This is a genomic window from Methylobacterium phyllostachyos (genome assembly GCF_900103445.1).
GTDB lineage: Bacteria > Pseudomonadota > Alphaproteobacteria > Rhizobiales > Beijerinckiaceae > Methylobacterium > Methylobacterium phyllostachyos.
Genome location: NZ_FNHS01000001.1, coordinates 402,086 through 426,471, shown reverse-complemented (window position 1 = coordinate 426,471; position 24,386 = coordinate 402,086). Strand labels below are relative to the sequence as shown.

The 24,386-nt window shown below is 67.4% G+C and carries 30 protein-coding genes and 2 pseudogenes; 12 read left to right on the top strand and 20 right to left on the bottom strand.

What is annotated here, in order from left to right; translation table 11 throughout:
* Positions 1-18 precede the first annotated feature (18 nt).
* The 8 genes from BLQ49_RS02090 to BLQ49_RS02055 form a co-directional block, all read right to left on the bottom strand.
* Positions 19-696 carry a c-type cytochrome gene (locus BLQ49_RS02090; protein ID WP_059407830.1) on the bottom strand — a complete coding sequence of 226 codons (678 nt, stop codon included), beginning with the start codon at positions 694-696 and terminating at the stop codon, positions 19-21.
* Positions 680-1,987 carry a sulfite dehydrogenase gene (gene soxC, locus BLQ49_RS02085; protein WP_091712875.1) on the bottom strand — a complete coding sequence of 436 codons (1,308 nt, stop codon included), beginning with the start codon at positions 1,985-1,987 and terminating at the stop codon, positions 680-682. The genes BLQ49_RS02090 and soxC overlap by 17 nt, the downstream gene beginning before the upstream one ends.
* A gap of 53 nt (positions 1,988-2,040) precedes the next feature.
* Positions 2,041-3,720 (bottom strand): thiosulfohydrolase SoxB, encoded by a 1,680-nt coding sequence (gene soxB / locus BLQ49_RS02080; RefSeq protein ID WP_091712873.1) that lies wholly within the window; start codon positions 3,718-3,720, stop codon positions 2,041-2,043.
* A gap of 15 nt (positions 3,721-3,735) precedes the next feature.
* Complete coding sequence (gene soxA / locus BLQ49_RS02075) at positions 3,736-4,599, bottom strand: sulfur oxidation c-type cytochrome SoxA (RefSeq protein WP_091712871.1); 864 nt, start codon at positions 4,597-4,599, stop codon at positions 3,736-3,738.
* A 59-nt stretch (positions 4,600-4,658) separates the two neighbouring features.
* Positions 4,659-4,988, bottom strand: coding sequence for a thiosulfate oxidation carrier complex protein SoxZ (gene soxZ, locus BLQ49_RS02070; RefSeq protein WP_010682137.1), 330 nt, complete (start codon positions 4,986-4,988; stop codon positions 4,659-4,661).
* Positions 4,989-5,027: 39 nt separating this feature from the next.
* Entirely contained in the window at positions 5,028-5,498 is a 471-nt protein-coding gene (gene soxY, locus BLQ49_RS02065) for a thiosulfate oxidation carrier protein SoxY (protein ID WP_059407837.1), read from the bottom strand.
* 27 nt (positions 5,499-5,525) lie between these two features.
* Complete coding sequence (gene soxX, locus BLQ49_RS02060; RefSeq protein ID WP_059407839.1) at positions 5,526-6,002, bottom strand: sulfur oxidation c-type cytochrome SoxX; 477 nt, start codon at positions 6,000-6,002, stop codon at positions 5,526-5,528.
* A 167-nt stretch (positions 6,003-6,169) separates the two neighbouring features.
* Entirely contained in the window at positions 6,170-6,745 is a 576-nt protein-coding gene (locus tag BLQ49_RS02055) for a thioredoxin family protein (protein ID WP_059407841.1), read from the bottom strand.
* A gap of 241 nt (positions 6,746-6,986) precedes the next feature.
* Between BLQ49_RS02055 and BLQ49_RS02050 the strand changes: the two genes are divergently transcribed.
* Positions 6,987-7,328 carry a thioredoxin domain-containing protein gene (locus tag BLQ49_RS02050; protein WP_208858997.1) on the top strand — a complete coding sequence of 114 codons (342 nt, stop codon included), beginning with the start codon at positions 6,987-6,989 and terminating at the stop codon, positions 7,326-7,328.
* A gap of 33 nt (positions 7,329-7,361) precedes the next feature.
* Positions 7,362-7,718 (top strand): ArsR/SmtB family transcription factor, encoded by a 357-nt coding sequence (locus BLQ49_RS02045; RefSeq protein WP_425283966.1) that lies wholly within the window; start codon positions 7,362-7,364, stop codon positions 7,716-7,718.
* Positions 7,719-7,731: 13 nt separating this feature from the next.
* On the opposite strand, the gene BLQ49_RS02040 is transcribed toward BLQ49_RS02045, so the two are convergent.
* The 4 genes from BLQ49_RS02040 to BLQ49_RS02025 form a co-directional block, all read right to left on the bottom strand.
* On the bottom strand, positions 7,732-8,775 hold the full coding sequence (locus BLQ49_RS02040) for a YeeE/YedE family protein (RefSeq protein WP_091712868.1): 1,044 nt from the start codon (positions 8,773-8,775) through the stop codon (positions 7,732-7,734).
* Between the two features lie 33 nt (positions 8,776-8,808).
* The gene (locus BLQ49_RS02035) at positions 8,809-9,708 is read right to left on the bottom strand and encodes an MBL fold metallo-hydrolase (RefSeq protein ID WP_091712866.1); all 900 of its coding nucleotides are present in this window, start codon (positions 9,706-9,708) and stop codon (positions 8,809-8,811) included.
* Between the two features lie 37 nt (positions 9,709-9,745).
* Positions 9,746-9,958 carry a YgaP family membrane protein gene (locus tag BLQ49_RS02030; RefSeq protein ID WP_059407847.1) on the bottom strand — a complete coding sequence of 71 codons (213 nt, stop codon included), beginning with the start codon at positions 9,956-9,958 and terminating at the stop codon, positions 9,746-9,748.
* Between the two features lie 74 nt (positions 9,959-10,032).
* Positions 10,033-10,818, bottom strand: a complete 786-nt coding sequence (locus BLQ49_RS02025; protein WP_091712865.1) for a sulfite exporter TauE/SafE family protein — start codon at positions 10,816-10,818, stop codon at positions 10,033-10,035.
* Between the two features lie 214 nt (positions 10,819-11,032).
* On the opposite strand from BLQ49_RS02025, the gene BLQ49_RS02020 reads away from it, so the two are divergent.
* A complete protein-coding gene (locus BLQ49_RS02020) occupies positions 11,033-12,709 on the top strand; it encodes a bifunctional protein tyrosine phosphatase family protein/NAD(P)/FAD-dependent oxidoreductase (protein WP_091712863.1) in 1,677 nt (558 codons plus the stop codon).
* A 283-nt stretch (positions 12,710-12,992) separates the two neighbouring features.
* On the opposite strand, the pseudogene BLQ49_RS02015 reads toward BLQ49_RS02020, so the two are convergent.
* Together BLQ49_RS02015 and BLQ49_RS02010 are read right to left on the bottom strand one after the other, a co-directional pair.
* A pseudogene (locus BLQ49_RS02015) lies at positions 12,993-13,262 on the bottom strand (ArsR/SmtB family transcription factor); the annotation flags it as partial.
* Positions 13,262-13,921 (bottom strand): peroxiredoxin, encoded by a 660-nt coding sequence (locus BLQ49_RS02010; RefSeq protein ID WP_091712860.1) that lies wholly within the window; start codon positions 13,919-13,921, stop codon positions 13,262-13,264. The pseudogene BLQ49_RS02015 and the gene BLQ49_RS02010, both read right to left, overlap by 1 nt.
* Positions 13,922-14,150: 229 nt before the next feature.
* On the opposite strand from BLQ49_RS02010, the gene BLQ49_RS02005 reads away from it, so the two are divergent.
* The 7 genes from BLQ49_RS02005 to BLQ49_RS01975 all read left to right on the top strand — a co-directional run bounded on the left by BLQ49_RS02005 (position 14,151) and on the right by BLQ49_RS01975 (position 19,737).
* Positions 14,151-15,575 carry a cytochrome ubiquinol oxidase subunit I gene (locus BLQ49_RS02005; protein ID WP_091712858.1) on the top strand — a complete coding sequence of 475 codons (1,425 nt, stop codon included), beginning with the start codon at positions 14,151-14,153 and terminating at the stop codon, positions 15,573-15,575.
* A gap of 12 nt (positions 15,576-15,587) precedes the next feature.
* Positions 15,588-16,598 carry a cytochrome d ubiquinol oxidase subunit II gene (gene cydB, locus BLQ49_RS02000; RefSeq protein WP_091712857.1) on the top strand — a complete coding sequence of 337 codons (1,011 nt, stop codon included), beginning with the start codon at positions 15,588-15,590 and terminating at the stop codon, positions 16,596-16,598.
* A complete protein-coding gene (locus tag BLQ49_RS01995; protein ID WP_091712856.1) occupies positions 16,598-16,696 on the top strand; it encodes a DUF2474 family protein in 99 nt (32 codons plus the stop codon). The genes cydB and BLQ49_RS01995 overlap by 1 nt, the downstream gene beginning before the upstream one ends.
* A 437-nt stretch (positions 16,697-17,133) precedes the next feature.
* A complete protein-coding gene (locus BLQ49_RS01990; RefSeq protein ID WP_244507389.1) occupies positions 17,134-17,787 on the top strand; it encodes a c-type cytochrome in 654 nt (217 codons plus the stop codon).
* Positions 17,784-18,716, top strand: a complete 933-nt coding sequence (locus tag BLQ49_RS01985; RefSeq protein WP_244507388.1) for a c-type cytochrome — start codon at positions 17,784-17,786, stop codon at positions 18,714-18,716. The genes BLQ49_RS01990 and BLQ49_RS01985 overlap by 4 nt, the downstream gene beginning before the upstream one ends.
* 29 nt (positions 18,717-18,745) lie before the next feature.
* A complete protein-coding gene (gene tetH, locus BLQ49_RS01980; RefSeq protein ID WP_091712851.1) occupies positions 18,746-19,516 on the top strand; it encodes a thiosulfate dehydrogenase in 771 nt (256 codons plus the stop codon).
* 8 nt (positions 19,517-19,524) lie between these two features.
* Positions 19,525-19,737, top strand: a complete 213-nt coding sequence (locus tag BLQ49_RS01975; RefSeq protein WP_091712849.1) for a hypothetical protein — start codon at positions 19,525-19,527, stop codon at positions 19,735-19,737.
* A 105-nt stretch (positions 19,738-19,842) separates the two neighbouring features.
* On the opposite strand, the gene BLQ49_RS30085 is transcribed toward BLQ49_RS01975, so the two are convergent.
* Positions 19,843-20,055 (bottom strand): hypothetical protein, encoded by a 213-nt coding sequence (locus BLQ49_RS30085; protein WP_244507407.1) that lies wholly within the window; start codon positions 20,053-20,055, stop codon positions 19,843-19,845.
* A gap of 50 nt (positions 20,056-20,105) precedes the next feature.
* Here BLQ49_RS30085 and BLQ49_RS30820 point away from each other — a divergent pair, with 50 nt between their 5' ends.
* Both BLQ49_RS30820 and BLQ49_RS30815 read left to right on the top strand, forming a co-directional pair.
* Complete coding sequence (locus BLQ49_RS30820; protein WP_425283960.1) at positions 20,106-20,390, top strand: DinB/UmuC family translesion DNA polymerase; 285 nt, start codon at positions 20,106-20,108, stop codon at positions 20,388-20,390.
* A 7-nt stretch (positions 20,391-20,397) separates the two neighbouring features.
* Positions 20,398-20,523 (top strand): annotated as a pseudogene (locus BLQ49_RS30815) (DUF4113 domain-containing protein); the annotation flags it as partial.
* A gap of 188 nt (positions 20,524-20,711) precedes the next feature.
* On the opposite strand, the gene BLQ49_RS01960 reads toward BLQ49_RS30815, so the two are convergent.
* The 5 genes from BLQ49_RS01960 to BLQ49_RS01940 form a co-directional block, all read right to left on the bottom strand.
* The gene (locus BLQ49_RS01960; protein WP_143012191.1) at positions 20,712-21,125 is read right to left on the bottom strand and encodes a Thoeris anti-defense Tad2 family protein; all 414 of its coding nucleotides are present in this window, start codon (positions 21,123-21,125) and stop codon (positions 20,712-20,714) included.
* Positions 21,126-21,696: 571 nt separating this feature from the next.
* Complete coding sequence (locus tag BLQ49_RS01955) at positions 21,697-22,122, bottom strand: hypothetical protein (protein WP_091712845.1); 426 nt, start codon at positions 22,120-22,122, stop codon at positions 21,697-21,699.
* On the bottom strand, positions 22,115-22,477 hold the full coding sequence (locus BLQ49_RS01950) for a hypothetical protein (RefSeq protein WP_091712844.1): 363 nt from the start codon (positions 22,475-22,477) through the stop codon (positions 22,115-22,117). The genes BLQ49_RS01955 and BLQ49_RS01950 overlap by 8 nt, the downstream gene beginning before the upstream one ends.
* Positions 22,474-22,710 carry a hypothetical protein gene (locus tag BLQ49_RS01945; RefSeq protein WP_091712842.1) on the bottom strand — a complete coding sequence of 79 codons (237 nt, stop codon included), beginning with the start codon at positions 22,708-22,710 and terminating at the stop codon, positions 22,474-22,476. Before BLQ49_RS01945 ends, BLQ49_RS01950 begins: the two co-directional genes overlap by 4 nt.
* A gap of 11 nt (positions 22,711-22,721) precedes the next feature.
* The gene (locus tag BLQ49_RS01940; protein WP_091712841.1) at positions 22,722-24,374 is read right to left on the bottom strand and encodes an AAA family ATPase; all 1,653 of its coding nucleotides are present in this window, start codon (positions 24,372-24,374) and stop codon (positions 22,722-22,724) included.
* Positions 24,375-24,386: the final 12 nt, after the last annotated feature.

Sequence of the window (24,386 nt, the reverse complement as noted above, 5' to 3'; positions counted from 1 at the left end):
GGACGGCGGCGCCAGTCGTCATTGGACTGGCGGCGCCTTCTTCGCGGAGTCGGGGGCCTTGTCGGGCGTCACGTCGAGGATGCGCGCATGGCTCGTAATCGTCGCCTCTTTGGGCAGGCAGTTCGTCATGCAGGGCTTGGCCGTCCAGAACTCCTTCTCCGCCGTCTGGCGATCGTCCATGAAGAAGTTCTTCTCGTTCGGCAGGCGGATGCTGGCGAGGTTCTTCTCGTTCACCTCGAAATCCTGATCCTTCAGGATGTCGTTGAGATAGAGGAGATAGGCCGTGACCGAGTAGGTCTCATCCGGCGTCAGGGTCTGGGCCGCGCCGAACGGCATCGCCCGGTGCACGAAGTCGAAGACCGTCGAGACATAGGGCCAGTAGGACCCGATGGTCTTGACCGGGTTTTCCGACTTCAAGGTCCCGGATCCGCCCGCGAGTTCCGGCCACCGGCCCGCGCCTTCGCCGAACTCGCCGTGGCAGCTGGCGCAACGCTCCTGGAATATGGTCTCGCCCAGCGCCGCCGTGCCCTTGCCGACCGGAAGCCCCTGGCCGTCCGGCCGCACGTCGATGTCCCAGCCCTTGATTTCCTCGGGCGTTGCCGCGCGGCCGATATTGAGGCGCTCGGCCGCCACCGGCGTCGCGGCCAGGAGGGCGGCTGCGAGCGCGGCCGGAATGAGGTTACGCGACCTCGACATTCTCGATCTCCCCGCTGGGCAGCACGTGCCAGGTCTGGATGCCGTTGTTGTGGTAGATCGAGTTCAGGCCGCGATGCTGGCGCAAAGCCGCCTTGGTCGGCTGCACATAGCCGGTCTCGTCCCTGGCGCGGGACTGGAGCAGCAGCGGCTCACCGTTCCAGTCGAACTCGTAATAAAAGCGCGTCAGCGCCTTATCGAGGACCGGACCGTCGAGGCGGGCGGCGCGCCAGTTGCGGCCGCCATCGAGGGAGACGTCCACGCCCTTGATCGCCCCGCGTCCCGACCAAGCGAGGCCCGAGAGCACGGTGAAGCCCTTGCCGTGGATCGGCGCCTGCGGGCTTGGATTGGTGATCACGGACTTCGCGTCCATGGCCCATGTGAAGCGCCGCGCCTGTCCGTCCGGCATGAGGGCCGTGTACTTCGAGGTCTCCTCGCGGGTGTGCCAGGGCTCGTCGCCGACCTTGATCCGGCGCAGCCACTTCACCCACATATTGCCCTGCCAGCCGGGCAGGACGAGGCGCAGCGGGTAGCCGTGCTCGGGATAGAGCGCCTCGCCGTTCATGGCGTAGGCGACGATGGCGTCGTCTAGCGCCTTCTCGATCGGCACCGAGCGGGTCATCGCCGCGGCGTCCGCCCCCTCCGGCAGCAGCCACTTGGCGCTCGTCTTGAGACCCGCCTCTTCGAGGAGGCGCTTGAGCGACACGCCCGTGTACATGACGCAGTGGATCATGCCGTGGGTGAACTGGCAGCCGTTGAGCTGCGCACCCTTCCACTCCATGCCGGAATTGGCCGCGCATTCGAGGAAGGCGATCCGGTTGACGCGGGGGAAGCGCTTGATGTCCTCCAGCGTCAGCATCAGCGGCTTCTCAACGAGGCCGTGGATCATCAACCGGTGCTCGGCCGGGTCGATCTCGGCGATGCCGCCATGGTGGCGCTCGAAGCCGAGGCCGTTGGGGGTGATGATCCCCTCAAGCTGGTGCAGCGGCGTGAAGCTCACCGAGCTCTGGCGAGAGGCGGTCAGCCATTCAACGTCGCGGCGGATCACGTCCGCCTCGAACTTCGAGGGGCGGCCATAGGGCCGGCTCACGACACCGTCACCGAGGGATTGCGACCATTCCGGCACGTTCGGCGGCAGGTTCTTGGCCTCCGGCGCGGCGGCGGCCGCACGGCCCGCGAAAGCGCCGGTTCCCACCCCGGCGCCGACCGCTCCGCCCAAGGCGAGGCCGGTGCGCAGGAAGGATCGGCGGGAGGTCGGCCCGGACGGATCGGGGCGCGGCTTCGGTTCAGACATCGGTCTCTCCGAACTGTTTCAAGTATGGCAATGTGTGAATATCTTGAAGACTACTAGGCGCCACGGACGGTGACCTGCGCGGGCGTCGGGTTCACCGTCTTCTTGGCCTTGATGTGCGAGGCGACGACGTCCCAGATCGGCGGACCCTCGGTCCCCTCGTTGACGCTCGCCCAGCCTGCCACGGTGTAGCTACTGCCGGCCTCGATGGGTTTGCCGGTGCGCAGCAGGGCGAGGTCGGAGATGCGGCTGCCGGCCGGACGGGCGACGTCGATGGCGTAGGACACGCCCCCCACCCGAACCATGTCGCCCCCCTGCTGGTAGTACGGGTCTGCGTTGAAGAGGTTGTCGGCCACGTCCTCCAGCACCTCCTTTAGCCGGGCGCCGGTCATGGGCATCCGGTAGGCCGCCGGGTAGGTGATGGCGGTGGCGTTGTAGACGTCCTCGTGGGTGATCGCTTGTCCGGGCAGGAGGGTCGTGCCCCAGCGGAAGCCGGGCGAGAGGGCGATGTCGGCCTCGCGCTCGGACAGGAGCGCATCGCAAATCAGGTCATCGAGGGTGCCGTTGAAGTTGCCGCGCCGGTAGAGCAAGGCCTCGGTCCGCCCGAGTTCCTGGCTCAGCATCGTCTCGTGGGGTGCACGGATCGCCTGGATCTTGGCCGCCATCGCCTTCTGCGGGGCGATGACATCGGAGAAGATCGGGATGAGCTTCGAGCGGTAGCCCTTCACGGCGCCGTCCCGCACGTCGAGGTCGACACGGGTGAGGAACTTGCCGTGGCTGCCCGAGGCGATGAGCAGGGTGTTGCCGATTTTCACCGCCTGCGGCAGCGCATCGTGCGTGTGGCCGGTCAGGACGACGTCGATTCCCTTAACTCGCGAGGCGAGTTTGCGGTCGACGTCGAAGCCGTTGTGGGAGAGCAGCACGACAAGGTCGGCGCCCTCTTTCCGGGCCTTGTCGACGCTCGCCTGGACATCCTCCTCACGAATGCCGAAGGACCAGTTCGGAATCATCCAACGCGGGTTGGCGATGGGCGTGTAGGGGAAGGCTTGCCCGATCACCGCGACCTTCGCGCCGCCGCGCTCGAACATCTTCGTGGATTCGAAAGCCGGCTCGTTCCACTCGGCGTCGCGGACGTTCTGGCCGAGGAACGGGCAGCCGAGCCCGTCCACGATCTCCTTCACCCGCTCGGTGCCGAGGGTGAACTCCCAGTGGCCGGTCATGGCGTCGGGCTTCATGAGCGCCATGCAGTCGACCATGTCCTGGCCCTTGCTCACCATCGAGGTGTAGCTGTTCTGCCAAGTGTCGCCGCCGTCGAGGAACAGCACCTTGTCGCCGCGCTCGGCGCGGATCGCGTCGAGCACCGTGGCGATCCGGTCGAGGCCGCCCATCCGGCCGTAGCTGCGGGCGAGTGCGACGTAGTCCTCCGGCGTCAGCGCATAGGCCAGCGGCGAGCCGCCGGGGATGCCGTAGAGGTCGAGGTAGGCGCGTCCGGTGACGTGGGGGACCTGACCGCGCGCCTCGCCCACCCCGAGATTGGTCGAGGGCTCGCGGAACAGCACGGGCCGCAACTGCGCGTGGATGTCGGTCAGATGGACCAGGGTGACGTTGCCCATCGGCTCGAAGGCCAGGAGGTCGTCCTGGGTCAGGCGCTGCTGGGCGAAGGCGCGGGTCCAGCCCGTCGGCACCAGGGCCGCGGTGGCGGCGGCGATCTGCAGGAAGTCGCGGCGTGAGGTCATGGGACGATCCGACCCTCAGTTGCGCACGGCGGGCGTCTCGACCGGAAGGCCGAGGCCGCGCCACGCGACGTAGGTCTCCAGGGCGAGGAACTCGTCGGAGAGCGGCTTGAACGGCGTGGCCCGGACGTCCTGCATGCAGCCCTCCATGCGCTCGTGCAGCGGCACCAGCCGCTGGTCGCGTAGGCGGTAGACGGGGAAGCCGTTGCTCTGCCCCTGGCTGAGGAAATCGGCCCGGAGATACTTGCCGTGGTTCTTTTCGTGGCAGCTCGCGCAGGCGAGATCGAGCTGGCCGTTCCGCTGGTAGTACAGCGATTTACCGCGCTCGAACCAGGGCGTCATCGGCCCGTCCACCTTCACGGCGACCGGCATCCCCCGGGACTGGTTGCGGATGTAGGTGGTCATGGCCGTGAGTTCGGGCGAGCCGAAGACGTAAGGCTCGGCCTTCAGGGCGCCGCTGCGGCAGATGTTGATCCGCTGCTCCAGATTGATTGGCTTCCCGAGCTTCTCGTTCCACTTCGGATAGGCAGCCGCGACGCCCTTCATCGAGGTCGAGGCCTCGTTGTGGCAGCTCGCGCAGGACTTGCCGGCCGTGCCATCGACCTTCGACCAGAGTTCCTCGCCCTGCTCGACGGCGAGGAAGCCCGGATTGTTGAAGTCGTCGGCCTGCATCTCCTGCGTTTCCTTGGAACGGAAATACAGGCCCGAGACGACTTCCTCGAACGGAGAATCCGGGTTCTGGGGCTTCATGCCGTGCGCCTGCCACGCCGGGCGCTCGGACGGCTCCTTCGCGGCGGGCGCCGACGGCATGTCCTGCGCGTGCGGCGCGACGGCCAACGCGACGAGCGCGAGCGCTGTAAGGGCGAGAGTTGGGCGGACCATGGTGAGGGCTCCGGCGCGGCGGGGAGAGGCGCTCCGGGGCGAACGGCCCCGGGCGCGCGTCAGGCGACCTTGATCTGCTCGGTGGCCTGGATCTTCGACCCGTCGTCATCGACCCAGGTAAAAGTCAGCGCTCCGGATTCTTCGGGCTTGATCTTGAACTGGAAGTAGGGATTGGCGGAGACTGCGCTCTCGATATCGGCGCTGAAGATCGTCTTGCCGTTCAGGTCACAGGTGAACTTGTTCAGGATCTTGCGCGGGATCGTCTTCCCGTCCTTGTCCTTGCGCTGGCCGGACTCCATCGTGTGGGAGACGAGCGTCTTCACCTCGATGATGCCGCCCTTGGCGACCTCCTTCTTGTCCAGTTTGATCCGCGGCTTCACGTCGGCCATGTGGTCCTCCCGTCCTCGTTCGATGCTGTCGCGTATGGGTTAGCCGCCGCAGCCGCCGATGGTGACCTTCACCTGGCGGACGTCGCTGAACACCGAGCCGTCGTTCATGCGGGCGACCGCGATGACGTTCTGGGTCTCTGCGAGACGGATCCGGGTGTTCGCCTCCGCGACACTCGACGGCGTGAAGTGGAAGCTGATGACGCCGGGGTTCGGATTGCCCTCGGCGACGATCATCACCTCCTCGACGTAGCTTTCCGCCGTCATCGGCCCGTCGACGCTCACCGTCATCGGCACCGTGTTGCCGTTCTCGGCGATCTCGGGGAGTTCGAGCTTGACCCTGCCCTTCACCGGCTCCTTGCCGCGGGTGAAGGCCTTGATGGCCTCATCGGTCGCGGGCTTCGCCGCGAGGGCCGGGCCGGCGCGGAAAGCGAAGGCGGTGGCCACCATGGCGCCGGTGCCGAAGGCCAGGGCTTGGCGGCGGCTCATTGCGGGGATCTTGGCAGAGGTCATGGCAAGCGGCTCCTTCAGCCCGCGAGATCACTTCAAGGTCGTGAGGTAGGCGACGACGTCCTCGACCTGCTGCGCGGTCAGGATCGGCTTGCCCTGAAATTCGGCGCGCACGCGGTTGAGGCCGTCGATCCGGTAGAAGGCCGGCATCACGGTCGCCTCGGTGAAGACGTGCTTCGGGTTGACGACGATCATCCGCAGGTGGGCCGCGTCCCACCGGCCCGCGACGCCATCGAGGGAGGGCCCGACCTCGCCGTGGAAAGATTCGCCCTTGAGCGACGAGACCTGATGGCAGCCGAGGCAATTGCCCTGGCGCCGGTTCACGACGACCTTCGCGCCGGCCGCCGCATCCCCCGGCTTGTCGGTGAGCGGCTCGGGGATTGAGTCGCTGCCATCGATAGCGACGATCTTGAACGGGGCGAGCCCGGTGGAAGCCGTCTCGGCTCCGGCGGCGGTCGCGAGGACGCAAAGCCCCGCGAGCGCAAAGGCTGTGATCGGCCTGCGCATCTGGCGTTTCCTCGGTGCGCCGTCTTTGCGGCGGGTGCGGTCGTCTCGAACCGCTCGCTCTGCCGGCGGGCAAACCCATCGACATATGCGAATTATTGCAAGTTTGACCTGGATCGCTCTCAAGTCAAGCTGGAATTGCGAGGCCGCTGACTATCGCGGCGGGACTGTCAGCCCCGCTGCGCCGCCTCCGGCGAGCGGAGGTAATCCTGCAGGGTCGTCCGCTCGTCGGCACGCTCGGCCACGAAGGCGAAAGTCCGGCGGAACTCCTCCGGCGGCACGTAGCCCCGCACTCGCAGGACCTCGCGCTGCTGGGGCGTCTTGCCCGCGAGTGCCGTCTCCTCCACCGGAAAGAACTGAATGGTCGGCGTGGACCGGATGCCGTACTTCTCCGCGAAAGCCTTCTCGGGAAGGATCTGACCGTCGAAATCGGTGACCTCTCGCGAACCGATGAAGTTCAGTTGCAGGATCTCGAAACGCTCGCGGATGAAGGCGCTCGTCGCCGGATCTGCGAAGTTCACGAGGTGGATCTGTTTGCAGAAGGGACAGCCCTTCAGCTCCCACAGGATGGCGAGGCGCTTGCCGTGCTCCCGCGCGGACTTCAGATCGTCGGGGAGATCGAGGAAGCTTTCGAGGAACCAGGGCTCTCGGTAGAGGCCGTCATCGCCCTGGATCGCTTGGGCCATGGCCCTGGAGGGCAGGCCGAGCGCGAGGGCACCCGCCAGGAACCGGCGCCGGGTCGACATGGCGTCCCCTCCAAATATTCTAGTTTCTGCATGTGTAGAGCGATTGTCCTGCCCCTGGCAATCCAGTCCTCCTGACATCCGGCTGCCATTGAAGCCGCGCGGACGACGGCGGCTCCGCGCCGAGGGCGATCACGATCCCGGCGGCTGCGCCGATGCCCCTCGAACACATTCGTCTTTTGCTATATCAGGATCAGTGGTCCTGGGCTTGGGAAGACCGATGCGGGGAACGAGGCGAGCCGTCATGGCGGGGGCGTGGGGGTTCGCCCTATGGCCCGGCATCGTTGAGGCCGCGGAGCTGATCAAGTTCGAGCGGCGCGGCTGCCCGTGGTGCAAGGCCTGGGACAAGGAGATCGGACCGATCTACCCGAAGACGGATGTCGGGAAGCGGGCGCCGTTGCGCCGTGTCGATCTCGACGCAGGCCTTCCTCCCGGACTCACACTCAAGCGCCCGATCCGCTACACACCGACATTCGTCCTCGTCGAAGACGGGTCCGAGCTCGACCGGATCGAGGGCTATCCGGGTGAGGATTTCTTCTGGGGGCGGGCCGAGCGGTTGCTCGAACGGCTCCCCGGATCCCCGTGACGGGCTTCGGGCGGCGAGGAAAAGGGTGAGATGATGCCGTTGCAACAGGCGCAACCGGTGACGAGCGTCGAGGCCCCAAGCAGCCTCGACCTGGATCTGTTGCTGGCCAATGCCCGCGATGCCAGCGAGCTGCTCAAAGCCCTCGGGCACGAGGCGCGCCTCGTCATCCTCTGCCTGCTGGTCGAGGGCGAGCGCTCGGTCTCGGAACTGGAGCAATTGCTGAACCTGCGGCAACCGGCCGTGTCCCAGCAACTGGCGCGGCTACGGGCCGACGATCTCGTCGAGGCCCGCCGCGACGGCAAGAACATCTATTATGCGCTGGCCCGGCCGGAGGTTCGCGAGATCATCGCCGCCCTGCACCGCGCATTCTGCAACGGACGGACACCGTAACCATCGAAGCCTCTCAGGTGTGTCGGTCCACGAGGTAGTAGAGCCCCGCGCGAGCCCCGACGAGGATCGCGCCGAGGGCGAGTATCGAGCCGACCGACAGCGTCGAAAGCCCGCTCAATCCCTGGCCGATGGTGCAGCCCAGCGCCGTGACGCCGCCGGTGCCCATCAGGAAGGCGCCGAGCAGGTGGCGCTTTACCTCGCGGGCATCATCGGGCGCCTCCCAGTGAAATTCCCCCGCAGCGCGCGCCGCCGCGAAGGACCCGAGCACGACGCCGAGGACCGAGGCCACGCCGAAATCGATCCGCGTGCCGCTCGCGAGCATGGCATAGAGGAGGGTATCGCCGACAGGCCGTGCGAAGCTGAAGGAGCCGACTGCTCGGGTTTCGAACTCGTCGAAGCCCGCGCTCCCGTTCGTCCACCACCCGGCGACGATGACTACCCCGATGGCGATGGCGCCGATGAGGAGCCGCTGAGTCCGACGGAAGTCTTTGCCCGTCAGTGCCACGAGGCAGAGGCCGATGCCTGCAATGACGCTGAAGGTCACGCGGCCGGTCCGATCCAGCCTCAACAAGGCCCCGAGTCGCTGGCTGCCGAGATCGAGGCTCAGCGGTTCGGTGATCGTCACGCGCAGCAGAGCGGTGACGCCGCTGATCGCCATATAGGCCGACAGGCCGAGCACGAGGAGGACGAGGAGAGCGCGCAGATCTCCCCCGCCGAGCCGCAACAACGCGCCGAAACTGCAGGTGCCGACGAGCGCCATGCCAAAGCCGAACATCGTCCCGCCGAGGATCATCGCGCCCCATTCGAAGCGCGGCCCCGCATAGATCGACCGGGCGAGGTCGAGACCGAATTCTGATTCCAGAAGCTGCGTGCCCAGCACGGCGATGCCGGTCGCCAGCAGCCATGCCCGGGCGCGGCGCGTGTCGCGCGCATAGACGGCATCTTCGATGGCGCCCAGCGTACAGAACCGCCCCCGGCGCGCGACCATCCCGAGCACGGCACCCAGCACGAGGCCGAGGGCCGCCCGGACGAGATGCGCAGGCAGGAGGTCCATCATCGGCTCAGGTACGCCCAGTACCGATGAGCCCTGTCAAACACCCAGTTCCGCTCCGCCTTTCAGTTTGACCGGAATGGTCAGGTAACGAACGCCATTCGCCTCGGCCGGGGGGAACTTGCCGGCGCGGATATTGACCTGGATCGACGGCAGCAGAAGGCGCGGCGCGGCCAGGGTCGCGTCCCGGGCGGTGCGCATGGCGGTGAACTCCTCCTCGCTCACGCCCTCCTTCACGTGGACGTTGCGCTCGCGCTGCTCGCCGACCGTGGTCTCCCAGGCGTACACGTCGCGGCCAGGCGCCTTGTAGTCGTGGCAGAGGTGAAGCACCGTTTCCGGCGGCAGGGCCAGTAGCTTGCGGATCGAGTGATAGAGGGTGCGCACGTCGCCGCCGGGGAAGTCGGCCCGCGCGGTACCGAAATCGGGCATGAACAGCGTGTCGCCGACGAAGACGTGGCCGCCGATGCGGTAGCAGATGTCGGCGGGCGTATGGCCCGGCGTGTACAGCACCTCGACGGTGAGGTCGCCGATCCGGAACGTCTCGCCGTCCACGAAGAGGTGGTCGAAATCGCTGCCGTCGGTCCTCAAGTCGGTGGCGTTGAAGACCGGGCGAAAGATCTTCTGGACCTCCTTGATGTGCTCGCCGATGCCGATCTTTGCGCCGGTCTTGGCCTTCACGTAGGGCGAGCCGGAGAGGTGGTCGGCGTGCGCGTGGGTTTCCAGCGTCCATACCACCGTGTAGCCCGCCTCGTCGGCGGCCGTCAGCATCGCCTCAACGGAGCGAGTGTCGACGCTGCCGCCGTTGTGATCGTAGTCGAGCACCGGATCGATGAAGGCCGCCTGCTTCGTCTCGGGATCGGCCACGATGTAGCTCACCGTGTTGGTGGGCTCGTCGAAGAAGGCTTGGATGACGGGTTCGGGGCCACGGGCTTCGGTCATTGCTTGTCTCCTGTCGGTCGTCCTTGGACGGGTGGGGTCACGCGCCGGGAAGCCGGCGTCGGCAGGTGTTGATCCCTAGGATCGTGTAGGCTGGGCAGAACCCGACGAGGGCGGTCAACGCCATCACGGCGCCGATGCCGACGGCGGCAAGGGCCCAGACTCCGGCGAGCATCGTGTAGCCCAGGCCTGCGATCAGAAGGCCGACGACGAGGCGCAGGATGCGATCGATGCTACCGACATTGGGGGTCATGGCGGTTTTCCTGAAAGGTGCCGTCCGGTGGTCACCGAAGCGGGTGCGGCACCGGGCGCCCGCCTCGGCGACGGTCAAGGCGTCGCGGCGAAAGCGCCGGCGTTGCGGTAGAGCATGTAGCCGGCGACACCGAAGATGACGGTGGCGAATACCGTGTTGAGCGCGCCCTTGTAGCCAGAGAGCCGGTTGGCCAGCCGCATACCCAAGAAACCGCCGACGAGGCCGCCGGCGATGAATTCCCCGGCGACGGCCCAATCGACCATTCCGGACAGGGCGTAATTCGTTGCTGTGGCGAGGCCGAAGGCACCAACGGCGAGCAGCGAGGTGCCGACCGCAGTGATCAGCGGCATGCCGGTGGCGAAGACGAGGCCCGGCACGATCAGGAACCCGCCGCCGATCCCGAAGAAGCCCGACAGGACCCCGACCGCGAAGGCGACGGCCACGACCTTCCAACTCGGTACCGGACCGCATCCGACAGGCTCCGAGGTTCCACTCTGAACCTTGCGACCCCGCAGCATGTGGATGCCCACGACGACCATCAGCATCGCGAAGAGGAAGAGCAGGCGCTGGCCGTCGACCGCCTTGCCGAACGTCGAGCCGACGAGGGCGCCAAGGATGCCGACTCCGGCGAACACGACGGCGCAGCGCCAACGCACGTTGCCGGACCTGGCGTGCCCGACGAGGGTCAGGAACGCGTTGGCCGCGACCGCCAGCGCGCCGGTTCCAATGGCGAGGTGCGGCTGGGCCATGCCGACCACGTACAGCAGAAGCGGCGTCGCCAGGATCGAGCCGCCGCCGCCGATGAGTCCGAGCGTGAAGCCGACCCCTGAGCCGGACAGGATGGCGGGAAGCGCATTCATCGGCGGTGACCTCCGCGTCCAGGGGCCTTGTCGACGACCGGTCGAGCCGGTCGGCGGCCGGCAAGCCCCGATCTCGACTGTCATTCATTTAATAAAAAAACAAAATGAAAGACCGTCGCTTTCGTCACTGATGGACCTTCTTGCAGTGGACGTCAACGTATGATTTATAGAAATCGCAACTCATAATATAAATCTATCAGATGAGGATCCAGCCATGGACGTCAAACGCCTCTCCCCGGACCTGTCGGTGACGGGTCAGCTCGCTCCCTCCGATCTCGCGGCGGCGGCCGAGTCGGGCTTCCGGGCGGTGATCTGCAACCGCCCCGATGGCGAGGGCGGCGACCAGCCGGGCTTCTCGGAGTTGGAGGCCGCCGCGCGTGCGGCCGGCCTGGAGGCGCGGTACCTACCCGTCACGTCGGGCAAGGTGACGGATGGGGATATGATGGCCTTCCGCGGCGAGCTCGCGGCCCTGCCGAAGCCGGTGCTCGCCTTCTGCCGCACCGGGACCCGCTCCGCGACGCTGTGGGCGCTCGGCGAGGCGGCAGCTGCGCGGCCGCTTCCGGACATCCTGGCTGCCACCAAGGCGGCCGGATACGATCTGAGCGGCGTCGTCCGGCGCATCGCGGCAGGCGGCCGGGTTCCTACTGAGCACGCCGACCAGTTCCACAGTGTGGTCGTCGTCGGCGGCGGGGCCGGCGGCATCGCCGTCGCGGCGAGCCTGAAGGCGCGCAAACCCGACCTCGACATCGCCGTCATCGATCCGGCGGACGTGCACTATTACCAGCCGGGCTGGACGATGGTCGGCGGCGGAGTGTTCGAGCCCGCCGCCACGGCCAGGACCATGGCTTCCCTGATCCCGAACGGCGTGCGCTGGATCAAGGCGGCGGTTGCGGCCTTCGAGCCCGAGCGCAAGGCGGTAATCTTGGAAGGGTGCCGGGTGGTGCGCTACGACCGCCTCGTGGTCGCGCCCGGCCTCAAGCTGAACTGGGCCGGCATCGAGGGGCTCGCCGAAACCCTCGGGCGGAACGGGGTCACCTCGAACTACCGCTACGACCTCGCCCCCTACACCTGGGACCTCGTGCGGAACCTGCGGGCGGGCCGCGCCGTCTTCACGCAGCCGCCGATGCCGATCAAGTGCGCCGGCGCCCCGCAGAAGGCGATGTACCTTTCCGCCGACCACTGGCTGCGGCAGGGGCGGCTCGGGGACATCGCGGTCGAGCTCTACAATGCCGGTCCAGTCCTGTTCGGCGTGAAGGAATACGTCCCGGCCCTGATGAATTACGTGAAGCGCTACGACGCGAACCTGAATTTCAATCACACCCTGACCCGGATCGACGGTCCGGCCCGGCGCGCGTGGTTCTCGCGCAAGACGGAGGAGGGCGGCAGCGAGACGGTTGAGACCGGCTTCGACATGATCCACGTCGTCCCGCCGCAGCAGGCGCCCGACTTCGTCCGCGTCTCGCCCCTGGCCGATGCCGCCGGCTGGGTCGATGTGGACCCCGGGAGCCTGCGACACCGTCGCTTCCCCGAGGTCTACGCGCTCGGCGACGCCTGCAACGCGCCCAACGCCAAGACCGCCGCCGCCGCGCGCAAGCAGGCGCCCGTGGTGGCCCACAACCTCCTCGTCGAGATGGGCCACCTGCGCGGGGCCGAGGTCGCCTACGACGGCTACGGCTCGTGTCCGCTCACGGTCGAGCGAGGTAAGATCCTGCTCGCGGAGTTCGGCTACGGCGGCAAGCTCATGCCGAGCTTCCCCGCATGGCTGATCGACGGGACGAAGCCGAGCCACCTCGCATGGCTCCTGAAGGAGCGGATGCTGCCTCCAATCTACTGGAAGGCCATGCTCAAGGGACGCGAATGGATGGCTAAGCCGGAGAAGGCAGCCGCCTGAAGCTAAGCGACGCCGGCTTTGTCCCGGCGCCGCTCGCTGTGCGTCGACGATGCGGGCTCAATCGCATGCCCTCAGCCGACAGCTAGGGTTCCGGACCGTGAGGCACGTGTTCGGAGCGGCGCGCCAGCGCCGGCGAGCGGCGCGAGGAACGGAGCGACAGCGCCCGTCAAGGTTCTCCGACCTGACCAAACATCGCCGCTTGGCCGAGCGCCCGCGCTCGCGCATCGGGGCTTCGCGCGGGCAAGCTTCTCCGCAGTCGGCCCGCGATCAGGATGTCGTCGAACGCGTCGAGGAGGGCCTGCATGCGGGCGTCGCTCAGGCTGTAGAACACCACCTTGTGCTCGCGCCGCGTGGCCACGACCTCAGCGTTGCGCAGCTCCCCGAGCTGCTGCGACAGCGTTGGTTGGCGGATGCCGAGCTGCTGCTCGATCTCAGAGACGGATCGCTCTCCCTCCGCCAGGAGATACAGGATGCGCAGCCGGTTCGGGTTGGCGGCGACCTTGAGCAGGTCGGCGATCAGGATCGCCGTCGCCTCGTCCGTGCCGGAGGCCATCACAGGCTTCCCAAGCGATAGTACCAGTCCTGCCCCGCAGCGCCTGGCTGGGCGACCTCGTCGCTCGTCAGAGGCGGGTTCACGAGCACCTGGTCGCCGGGTCGCCATCCCTCCGGCGTCGAGACGTCCGATGCGTCGCAGGCTTGGAGCGCCTGCACCAGCCGAAGGATCTCGGCGATGCTGCGGCCCACCGTCAGCGGGTAGGCGACCAGCGCCCGCACGATGCCTTCAGGATCGATGACGAACGTGGTCCGGACGGTGGCGCTCGACGTCGAGCCAGCCGGCAGCATGCCGTAGGCCCGGGCAATGCCCATGGCGGGATCTTCGACGATAGGGAATGGCACCCGCACGCCGAAACGCTGCTCGATGCTGTGCTTCCAGGCCAGGTGGGAGGAAAGGCTGTCGACGGACAGGGCGAGCAGGTCGCAGTCGATGTCCCGAAAGGCCTCGTAGGCCTGGGCGAACGCGACGAACTCGCTGGTGCAGACGGGGGTGAAGTCGGCCGGGTGGGAGAAGAACACCAGCCAGCGTCCGCGATACGAGGCGAGCGTCCGCGGGCCCATCGTCGTCCGCGCGCGAAAGTTCGGGGCGACGTCGCCGATGATCGGCGGGCAGGCGGGCGGCGGCACGGGCGGATCGGTGTCGGTTTCGATACTCATGGAACAACGCTCGTCGTTTAAACAGTGTCGTTAGCACCGTGGACCTCGCTACGATGCCGGTCAATATGCAAATTCATATCGAGTAGGTCTTCGCATCATAAATTTGTATTGACACGCCCGAGCTGCGGCATATGAAGGCGGGGCGACGTTCCGGCGGCATGCTTGGTTCGGTACGGTCCATGGCGGGCCTCCCGGATGTCCCCATTCCCGCCAAAGGCAGGGCCCACGGATGCTGGCCAACCATCTCCCGAGCGCGCTCGACCTCGCCCGCAGTCAGTTCGCCTTCACGGTCGTCTGGCACTTCCTGTTCCCGGCTTTCACCATCGGGCTGGCGAGCTATCTCGCGGTGCTGGAAGCCTTCTGGCTCGCCACCGACAAGCCAGTCTATCTTGACACCTACCGCTACTGGCTGAAGGTCTTCGCCGTAGCCTTCGCCATGGGCGTCGTGTCGGGGCTGGTGATGAGCTACCAGTTCGGCACCAACTGGTCGGTCTTCTCGGACAAGACCGCTCCCGTGCTCGGGCCGCTGCTCGGCTACGAGGTGCTGACCGCCTTCTTCCTGGAGGCGGGCTTCCTCGGGGTCATGCTGTTCGGCATGGAGCGGGTGGACCCCCGCTTGCACTTCCTGGCGACCTGCCTCGTCGCGGGCGGCACGCTGCTCTCGGCCTTCTGGATCCTCTCGGCCAACTCGTGGATGCAGACGCCCGCGGGCTACTCGCTCGACGGTGACGGCCGGTTCGTGCCGGAGAGCTGGACGGCTTTGATCTTCAACCCGTCCTTCCCCTACCGCTTCGCCCACACCGTGACGGCGGCCTACCTGACGACGGCGATGATCGTCGGCGCGGTCGGCGCGTGGCACCTGCTGCGCGACCGGACCAATCCCCGCGCCCGGCTGATGTTCTCCATGGCGATGTGGATGGCGGCGATCGTCGCCCCGGTGCAACTGGTGCTCGGCGACCTGCACGGCGGCAACACCTACCACTACCAGCCCGCCAAGGTGGCGGCGATGGAGGGCCACTTCGACAGCGTCACCCGCGCGCCCTCGATCCTGTTCGGCTGGCCGGACGCGCAGGCCGCCGAGACGAAGTACGAGATCGGCATTCCGGGCCTCGCGAGCCTCTATCTCGCGCACGATCTGAACGCGAAGGTCACCGGCCTGAAGGACCTGCCGCGCGACACGTGGCCGACCAACCTGCCGCTGGTGTTTTGGGCCTTCCGGGTGATGGTTGGGCTCGGAATGCTGATGATCGGCCTCGGCCTGTGGTCCCTCGTCCTGCGGTACAAGGGCCGCCTGTTCGAGACGCCCTGGCTGCACCGCTGCGCCGTGGCGATGGGGCCGTCCGGCCTGATCGCCGTGACGGCGGGCTGGGTGGTGACGGAATCCGGCCGCCAGCCCTTCCCGGTCTACGGCCTGCTGCGCACGGCCGACAGCGTCTCGCCCATCGCCGCGCCCGCCGTGGCGGCCTCGCTGGCGGCCTTCGCGGTGGTGTACTTCGCGGTGTTCGGGGCGGGCATCTGGTACCTGTTCCACCTGTTCAACCAGACGCCGCGCCCGCACGAATCTGGCCCGCCCGTCGGCCAGCCGGTGCGCACGGCGGGCATCACCCCGGCGCCCGCCCTGGCGGGGGACGCGCACCTGCAGCCGGCCGAGTGAGGAGAGCCCGCGATGGACCTCGATCTCACCCTCATCTGGGCGATCCTCATCGCCACCGCCGTGTTCCTCTACGTGGCGATGGACGGTTTCGACCTCGGCCTCGGCATCCTGTTCCCGGCGGTGCGCGGCAAGGCCGAGCGGGACGTGATGGTGAACTCCGTCGCCCCCGTCTGGGACGGCAACGAGACTTGGCTGGTGCTGGGCGGCGGCGGGCTCTTCGCGGTGTTTCCGCTGGCCTACGCCACGATCCTGCCGGCGTTGTACATGCCGCTGATCCTGATGCTGCTCGCCCTGGTGTTCCGGGGCGTGGCCTTCGAGATGCGCTTCCGCATGGCGACGCCGCGCGGGCAGCTCTGGTGGGACCGGGCCTTCTCCTGGGGCAGCTACGTCGCCGCCTTCTTCCAGGGCATCGCGCTGGGGGCCTTCGTCCAGGGCATCAGGATCGACGGCCGCGCCTATGCGGGCGGCTGGTGGGACTGGCTGACGCCGTTCTCGGTGCTGACCGGGATCGCCCTCGTCGTGGGCTACGGCCTGCTCGGGGCGTGCTGGCTGATTGGGAAGACCACCGGCGAATTGCAGATCCGCGCCTACAACCTCGCGAAGCCCCTGGCGGTGGCGACGCTCGTTCTCATCGCCGTGGTCTCAACGACGATGCTGGCGATCAGCGCGCCCTTCCGCGACCGCTGGCTCGGCCTGCCCGGCCTGTTCGTCGGCGCGCCGGTGCCGATCCTGGTCGGGCTGCTGGCGTGGCGCTTCGCCCATGCCCTGGAGCGACGGGAGGAGGTCACGCCCTTCCTCTGCGCGCTGGGTTTCTTCCTGCTGTCCTATATCGGGCTCGGCATCAGCATGTGGCCGTACATCGTGCCGCCGAGCGTCACGATCTGGCAGGCGGCGACGCACCCGAAGTCGCAGGCATTCCTGCTCTACGGCGCGGCGGTGCTGGTGCCCTTGGTCCTGGCCTACACGGCCTACGTGTACTGGCTGTTCCGCGGCAAGGTCACGGCGGAAGCGGGGTACCACTGATGCGCAAGCTAGGCTGGTTCGTCCTGATCTGGGCAACGAGCGTGGTTAGCCTCACCGCCGTCGCCCTGCCGCTGCGGTGGCTGCTCAAGGGGGTGTGAAGGGTGTCGGTCGGTCAATTGCAACCGTGATCCTGCACGCCACCCCTCAGGACGCTTCGGCCCTTGGTTGGCACGCTTGCGCGATTGGGCCGAGTCCTACCTTTGCCATAGCGAGGCCGAAGCCTCTGCCGGTTTGGCAGCTGTCGCGCTTCCGGAGAAGGTCGAGCGGAAGTTGGCGCGTTCGACCAGAGGAATGTTCGTGCCGTTGTTCTCGGAGTGCATCTTCCGGCCCGGGGTGCCAGCGCACCGCCGTGATTAGGTCAAGTTGTGCTGAGTGACTATTCCTTGTTCGGCGGGGGCAGCCGCCTTAAGCTTGGCTTAAGCAGGACGGCGAGGATGGCAGCATGTGTGCACCGCCGTTCAAAGTTTCTCACCTTGCCTTTTCTGCGCTCGTCGCTGTGCTTCCGATGAGTCGTAGGTTGGCTCTGACGGCGAGCATGAGTGTCCGCATCGCATTCGGCGGACTGTTGATCTGTACTGCTGTCTGCCCGGCACACGCCATGGACGGTGGCGAAATCGCCCGGAACGGAACGCAGGCCGGCGTGCCGGCCTGTGCCTCGTGCCACGGGGATGCCTGGGGCGGAAATGCCGAGGGCGGGTTTCCCCGCCTTTCAGGCCTCGCGGAGGGCTACCTCGCACACGAACTCGACAGCTTCGCCGACGGCAGTCGGGACAATGAGATAATGGGTCCGATCGCCCAAGGCCTGGCACCGGAGGAGCGGCGGGCGTTGACCGTCTTTTATGCCGGGCTCCGCGCCCCGCCGCCCGACGGGACACCCCAGCCAGACGACACGGCATCCGACCGCGGCCGAATGCTGGCGCAGACTGGTGAGTGGACGAAGGCACTGCCCGCTTGCGCACAATGCCACGGCCCGGCTGGGCAGGGCGTCGGCGCCGCCTTCCCGCCGCTGGCCGGCCAGCCGGCCGCCTATATCGCGGCGCAGCTCTCCGCCTGGAAAGCCGGGACACGCCGCAACGATCCCCTTGGGCTGATGAAGGGGATCGCCGACCGGCTAAGCGATGACGACGCCACTGCCGTCGCCGCTTACTACGCCGCTCTCCCTGCCACGGCGATCGGAGGCGCCCGATGAACCTTATGACGCGCTTCACCGGACGGTCCGCAGCCTGTCTCGCGCTGGCAACGGCGATGGGGGGCCTCGCGGTCCTGACGCCCCTCGGTTTCGTAGGGGCTGAGACTACCGCCCCGCCCTTCGTGCCACAGGCCGATTCCGCCATCCCCGACGACGACTTCGGCAAGGTCATTCGCCTGGGCGAGCGCATCTTTCGCGACACGGGCGCCGAGGCGCGGGCCTTCGTCGGCAACGATCTGCGCTGCGCGAACTGTCACCTCGACCGGGGCCGCCTCGGTCATTCCGCTCCCCTCTGGGCGGCCTATCTCGTCTACCCGGCCTACCGGGCGAAGAATGGACACGTGAATACCTTCGCCGAGCGGCTTCAGGGCTGCTTCCGCTACAGCATGAATGGCAAGGAGCCCCCGCTGGGCGATCCCATCCTGGTCGCGCTGGAGACCTATGCCGCCTTTCTCGCCCACGGGGCTCCCGTAGGGGTGAAGCTTCCCGGGCAGGGGTACCTGAAGCTCACAAAGCCTAAGCGCCTCGATCTGGCCCATGGGCGAGACGTCTACGCCGCGAAATGCGCCCTCTGTCACGGTGGCGACGGCGCCGGGCAGGCGAGCCCGGACGGGACGATTGTGTTCCCGCCACTGTGGGGGGGCCGCTCCTACAATTGGGGCGCGGGGATGAGTTCGGTCGTCAACGCGGCGGGTTTCATCAAGGCTAACATGCCGCTGAGCCAGGGCAACAGCCTCACCGATGCCGAAGCCTGGGACGTTGCCGCCTATATCGACAGCCGCGAGCGTCCCCAGGACCCGCGCTTCGCGGGCGATCTCGCGGCGACCCGCAAGGCCCATCACGACAGCCCTTACGATTTCTACGGTCAGGCCGTGGACGGCGTGACGCTCGGTGCGGCGGCACCTCCTGCCGGGACCGTGCCACACTGAACCGCAACTGGCCCCCTGGGAGCACGATCATGACCCTCGAACGCCGCAGCCTGCTCGCCCTGGGCGCCGGCCTCGCCGCTGGCTTGGCGGAGGCGCGCCCCGCCGGGGCAGCCACCACCGCCGACCTACCCGATGGCAGCCGAACCCTGCGGGACCTCATAGACCGTTTGGCGAAGGCTCCGCGTCGGCGGGATTTCAAGACCGTGCCGATGATCCTCGACCGGCCGGATCTCTGGGACCAGGAGGCCCTCTCGGAGGTGATCGCCTACAAGGGAGGCCCCCGCCAGGTCTGGGACAACACCGACATCGGCGGGCCCTGGCTTAACCTGATGCGCAATGCCCTGAACAATCAGGTCTGGTCATTCAAGCATCCCAATTTTCTGGCCGCCTCGGCGACCCACGGATCGGCGAATGTCGCTCTCTACGACCAAGCGATGTGGGACAAGTACCAACTCACCAAGCTCGCGGGCGAGGCGTTTAAGACCAACACGCTGATCGTGCCGAAGAAAGCGGCTCAGACGGAGGCCGCGAACTACCAAGACCCGGCGGGGATGTTCTCGCCGGAGAACAACACTATCCCGGCGCTGATGGCCCGGGGCATCGTGTTCCTCTCGTGTCACAACGCAATCTGGGAACAGGCGGGGACGCTCATCCGGCGCGATCTGAACCCGGACAAGCTCTCGCACGATGCGCTGGCGGCGGAGCTGACGAACCATCTCATTCCGGGCGTCGTCCTGACCCCCGGCGCCGTCGGCACGCTGCCCGAGTTGCAGCAGGCCGGCTTTCATTATGCGAAGTGAGGCCGACAGTGCAGGGGCTGAGTGTCGGATGTCTCGTCGGAATCCTCGTCCTCGGCGCGGTAACGGAGGTCGAGGCCGCCGACCGGACGAAACGGTCGGCGGAGGCGGCCTATCTTGAGGAGGCCTTCGCCCACGATCTCTGCACTCGCGACGACCGCGCCTTGCGCAAGCTCAACCGCGCCCTGTCCCGCAGCCCGAAGGCCTCGCCGGTCCGCCGATGAGGCGAACCGGCCCAGCGTAACGATGGTGCGCGGTCCTCATGGCCGGTATTGGCCGAAACCATAGCGGGCGAAGACCGCTCGCGCGTCGTCACCCAGGAAATTCAATTAGAGCTTAGCCTCGGCCGGATGCGCGGCCTCCTTCACGACCGCTCCAGCATAGATGCCGGTGGCGCTCTGCTCGTCCGGGATGTCGATGCGCTCGGTCGGCAATCCAACCTGCTCTTGGCCGCCCCGACCCGGAAGGGCTGTGCCGTGACCCGCAGCTTCTCCGACCGCGTCGGGGACCTCGCGACCGTGGAGCAGGCGGTCGCCTCCCACGTCGCGAGGCTCGTCGAGAGCTTCGCGTCAGCGGCTTCGGGACCAACCACGTGACGGTGTTCTTCCATACCTCCGAGCATGACAGAGACCGGCCGCAGCGGTCGGTCTCGTCGATGGTCACCCTCCCGGAAGCATCAAACGACACTCTCGTGCTCGTGAAGGCCTGCCTGCACGGGGTTCGGAAGACCTGGAGGGACGGCTACCGCTATTTCAAGGCCGGGGTCGTCGCTACGGACCTGCTGGCCCTAGCGGGTACGCAGCGGGCGTTCCCGGGGCTGGGGCAACTCGACCGAGAGCACGGAGCTGCTCTGATGGGCTCTCTTTGCCCGCAATAGCCGGTTTGGGCGGGGAGCCGTCGTCCCGGGCAGCGCTAGGTTCGTCCCGGAGCGGCAGTGGTCAACCAAATTCGACCTGCGCGCGCCGCGCTGTACTGCCCGGATCGATGAACTTCCGACCGTGGCAGCCTAGATCGACCACCTTCTGAACTCGGCCGGCCTCCCTACGGTCGTCGCCATTCCGCCGGCCAGCTCCAAGCAACCTACCTGGTACTTTAGCAGGTTGGCCATAACAGGGTGCCGTAGCCGAGCGGCAGGCTCTCGACCAAGGGGGAAAAACAAAGAGGGCGACACGATTTGAAGCTTCACTTAGGACGCTCGTCAAACTCGGTTGCTAATGCGAAAGATTGCGAATCCAATGTCGTTTTCGCGGCGTCGCTCCTCAATAACCTCCTCGTGTTCAGGTCTGGGCAGTATCCGCTCCCAATCCATCTCTAGGACGTCGTGGTGCGCCCAAACCCATTCGCGCGGCTTCAGAATGACGCCGCCGCCAGGAAATTGCTTGTAAGCCCAGATGTGTATGACGTCCGGCGGTTCGTGCTCGAAAGTGCCTTCTGAGTGCACGGCCCGCACGTAGATTCCAGGGGCCCACCCTTTGCGCCGGGCCCGGAAGCCCATTCGTATCCATTCAGAAACGGTCTCGAAAGAGCCCTCAGCCGGCGGGCGCGATCCCGTGTCTGGTTCGTAGTTCACTAGTTCGGGCCATGGCCAGTCATCCGGCTTATCGTCGGTCATTGCGCTCTCCTCGGTCAGGCCACCCAAGCGGTCGTCGAGGAAACACTGCACGCGTCACGGCGCTCGCCCGAGTCCCAATAGGCCTCTCGGTTAATAAGACCCGTGGCGATCCCCAGGGAGTTGCGCGCATTCGAGCTGACGCTGAGACCGCTCTACATCGCGGAACAGATTGACTTCCACCGGAGCGGCCTCTCGGCGGTGAAGCAGGTCCGGGCGGACGCGGTCATCGCCAATGTCGTCGCCTGGGTCGCCCGACGGCTCACTTGCCGAGCCTACGGGAAAGCGAAGGCCGAGTATTGCCCTCGGGCTTCCTCATCATGCCCCCCGCCGAGAGCTTTATTTCCCAAGTCGACAGCCCAAGGCGTCTCGCCGCGGCAGTTCGATGGGAAGCCGCGCCCAATGACCAAGACCAACGGCAAGGCATAGTGCATTACGCCTGCGACTGCGTCCGCCCGCCGTCGCAGGCGCTCCTGCCGGGCCTGTGACCGCTACACCTAATCTGTAGCGAACCCCGCTTCGCTACGTTTCAGGGCCGGCCCCGAGGAGGAGCCGGCCCTTCTCGTTCGGGGCGTCAGTCGCCCGTCGACAGGTCGCCCATCCCCCTGCGTGGGCACTCCGGCGCCGTGAACTCGCCGGGCAAGCGAAGCTCGTGGGGATGCTTCATGGACTGGGTGATCACGAACGACCCGGCCAGCCGACCGCCCCGCCAGTCCCACTGCCCGCCGAAGCCGGGCGAGGCTCCCCTCGTGCTGGTGCCCTTCCCGACGTAGCGGGACAGGACCCGCCCGTCGGTGGTGCTCTCCTCGCCGCAGGTGACGGTGACGATCCACCCGCCCGGCGGGTGCGCCTCGGCGTCGACGTAGCCGTAGCGTTGGCGGCCGGGCCCGGACGGGACCGTCATCGCGAATCGCCACCCCGTCGACGCGGTTGGCCAGAGCTCAGCCGCGGCCGGGGTTGCCGCGCTGATCAGCGCGAGGGCGATAAGGACGCTACGCATGGGGACTCTCCGAGGGGACGGGGACGGCCCAGCACGAGCCGTCGGCGAGGAACAGGACGACGGCGGCCGCGCTGATGGGGCTGCCGTCGGGGAGGGTGAAGGACGCGGCGGCGTAGGGGTTGAACCGGACCCTCACCGCGTCGTCGGGGACGGGCCCAGATTCAGCGAGGGCGCCCTGGGCATGAGCTACGACCTCACGCTGGTAGCGCCGCCTGATGCGGGCGACGCCGGCGGCCGAGACGCGGAACGACACGTCCCGGAGCGCGAGGCTGTCCCGATGCCCGACGACGCGGCCGCCCTCGCGGATCGACCAGGGCGTCGTCCGCCGGCTGAGGCACCGGTAGACGTCCGTCACCGGCGCTCCCGGCGCGCTTCCGGGAGGGATGCGCACCGGCTGGCGAACTTCACGACGAGGTTGCCGAGGACGAGGCCCTCGGCGACCGTCACCTCGCCGTCGGCGACGCAGCGGGCAAGGTGGCCGAGGTACTCGTCCAGGACCGGGCCGACGCGGTAGTCGACGGCACCGGAGAGTCGGTAGCCCTTAAGAGCATCCCGGAAGAAGTCGAAGACGGGGGCGTGCTTCTTCATGCTCGCCTACATCAGTTCGCCGGGCCGGCATGGCGGCCGTCCAGGGCGCACTCGACGAGGGCCTGTAGCGTCCGGACGGAACCGCCGCGCCAGTGCTCCCCGACGAGGTCGAGCTCCTCGGGCGTCAGGTCGGGCAGCCAACGGGCATCGAGGCCACGCTCGCGACGGAGCTCGGCGACGAGACCGCGCGCGAGCACAGGCAGCGAGGCCAGCGTCGGCGCAGGCATGTCCACGGCTCGGAATCGGGACAGGAGGGCCGGGTCCAGGCCATCTGTCGAGTTAGCCGTGGCGATGTAGGAGACCGCCGAAAGGTCGACGGCGCACTCCAGGTAGGGATCGTGATATGCTCGCGCGGTCTCGGGCTCGGCGAGGGCCAAAATTCCGTCCGTCAGCCGCCCGTTGTCCGCCCTCGTCCCCGCCCGCGAAATCTCGTCGAGGACGACGAGCACCGAGGCTGCACCGGCGCGCTTGATGGCTTGCAGCGGAACGGATGCTCGGCCCGTCCCCCACATTCTGCTGGTCCCGATCACAGACCCGTCTGAGACGGACGCGCACCCGTAGACCGTGACGTCCAGGCCGAGCTCCTCACCCAACCGCCGGGCGAGCCTGGACTTGCCCGTGCCGGGTCCGCCTCGCAGGAGGATCCGTGGCAGGCGCACATAGGGACGGCCTGCGACCGGCGCGAGGATGCTCGCAACGATGCCGGCGGCGTCGGGGAACTCGCCGGCCAGGACGCGCTGCACGCGAGCGAGATCCGGTACGGGGACGAGGGGAAGTCGCCGCCCGGCGATTGGTGCGAACTCGATGCGAGGGGTCTGGGAACTCGAATTCTTAGCCTCGCCGTCCTTAACATTGCCGGGCAGGTGCCCAACGGACGCGAGGACGACAAGCCCAGGGCCTTCCGGCTCCGGAGGGACTTGCTCGGCCTCGGCGGCCTCCTTGCGGAGCGCAGCGAGCACCGTCATGGGCTTGGGTCGCGGTTGCATGGCCTCGACGACGGCATCGCGGATCTGCCCACGAGCGAGCGCGGCGGCGTTGGCGATGGGCTCCATGCCGCGCTCGCGCCACTGGCTTAGGATGTCGACGAGGCCGTCGTACCCCCTTGTCCACTGCCGCCGGTATGAACCGTCGTCGAGCTCGCACCCGATAGCGGCCGCGTGGAGCTCGACGTATCCCTCGCCCGGCTGCGCCCGGCGTGCGTACATCCAGAGCAGGTCCGGCATGGCATCGATGGCGACGGGGTCCCCCAGCATGGCGAGATGGAGGGTGACCCGCCCGTGGAGATCATCGAGGGGATTCGACACGCCGGCGTGCCAGTCGACCTCAAAATCCTCCGCCGGACGCTTGTAGAGCAGCCGCCCGAGATCCAGCCAGAAGGCTGTCAGGCTCTGCTGGAAAATCTCGTAATCGGGCTCCCAGGCGTCCGCCTTGCGGTCCCTCAGCCGCATGCACGACTTCCACAGCCCTTCGATCAGAAAGACCATAGGCATGGACGCGCCCACGTCTTCGCAGAGCGTCCGCTGGTCCTGGATGATCAGGCTCGACCAGGTGTAGGCGAGGTAGCAAAGCAGGTCCCGGTGAGCGCTACCGCCATATGGGGCGGCGCCACAGAGCAGTTCGCGCAAAGTCGGGGGGACCCCAAAAGCGGGGACGCGGTCGGTCATCGGGTGTCTCCG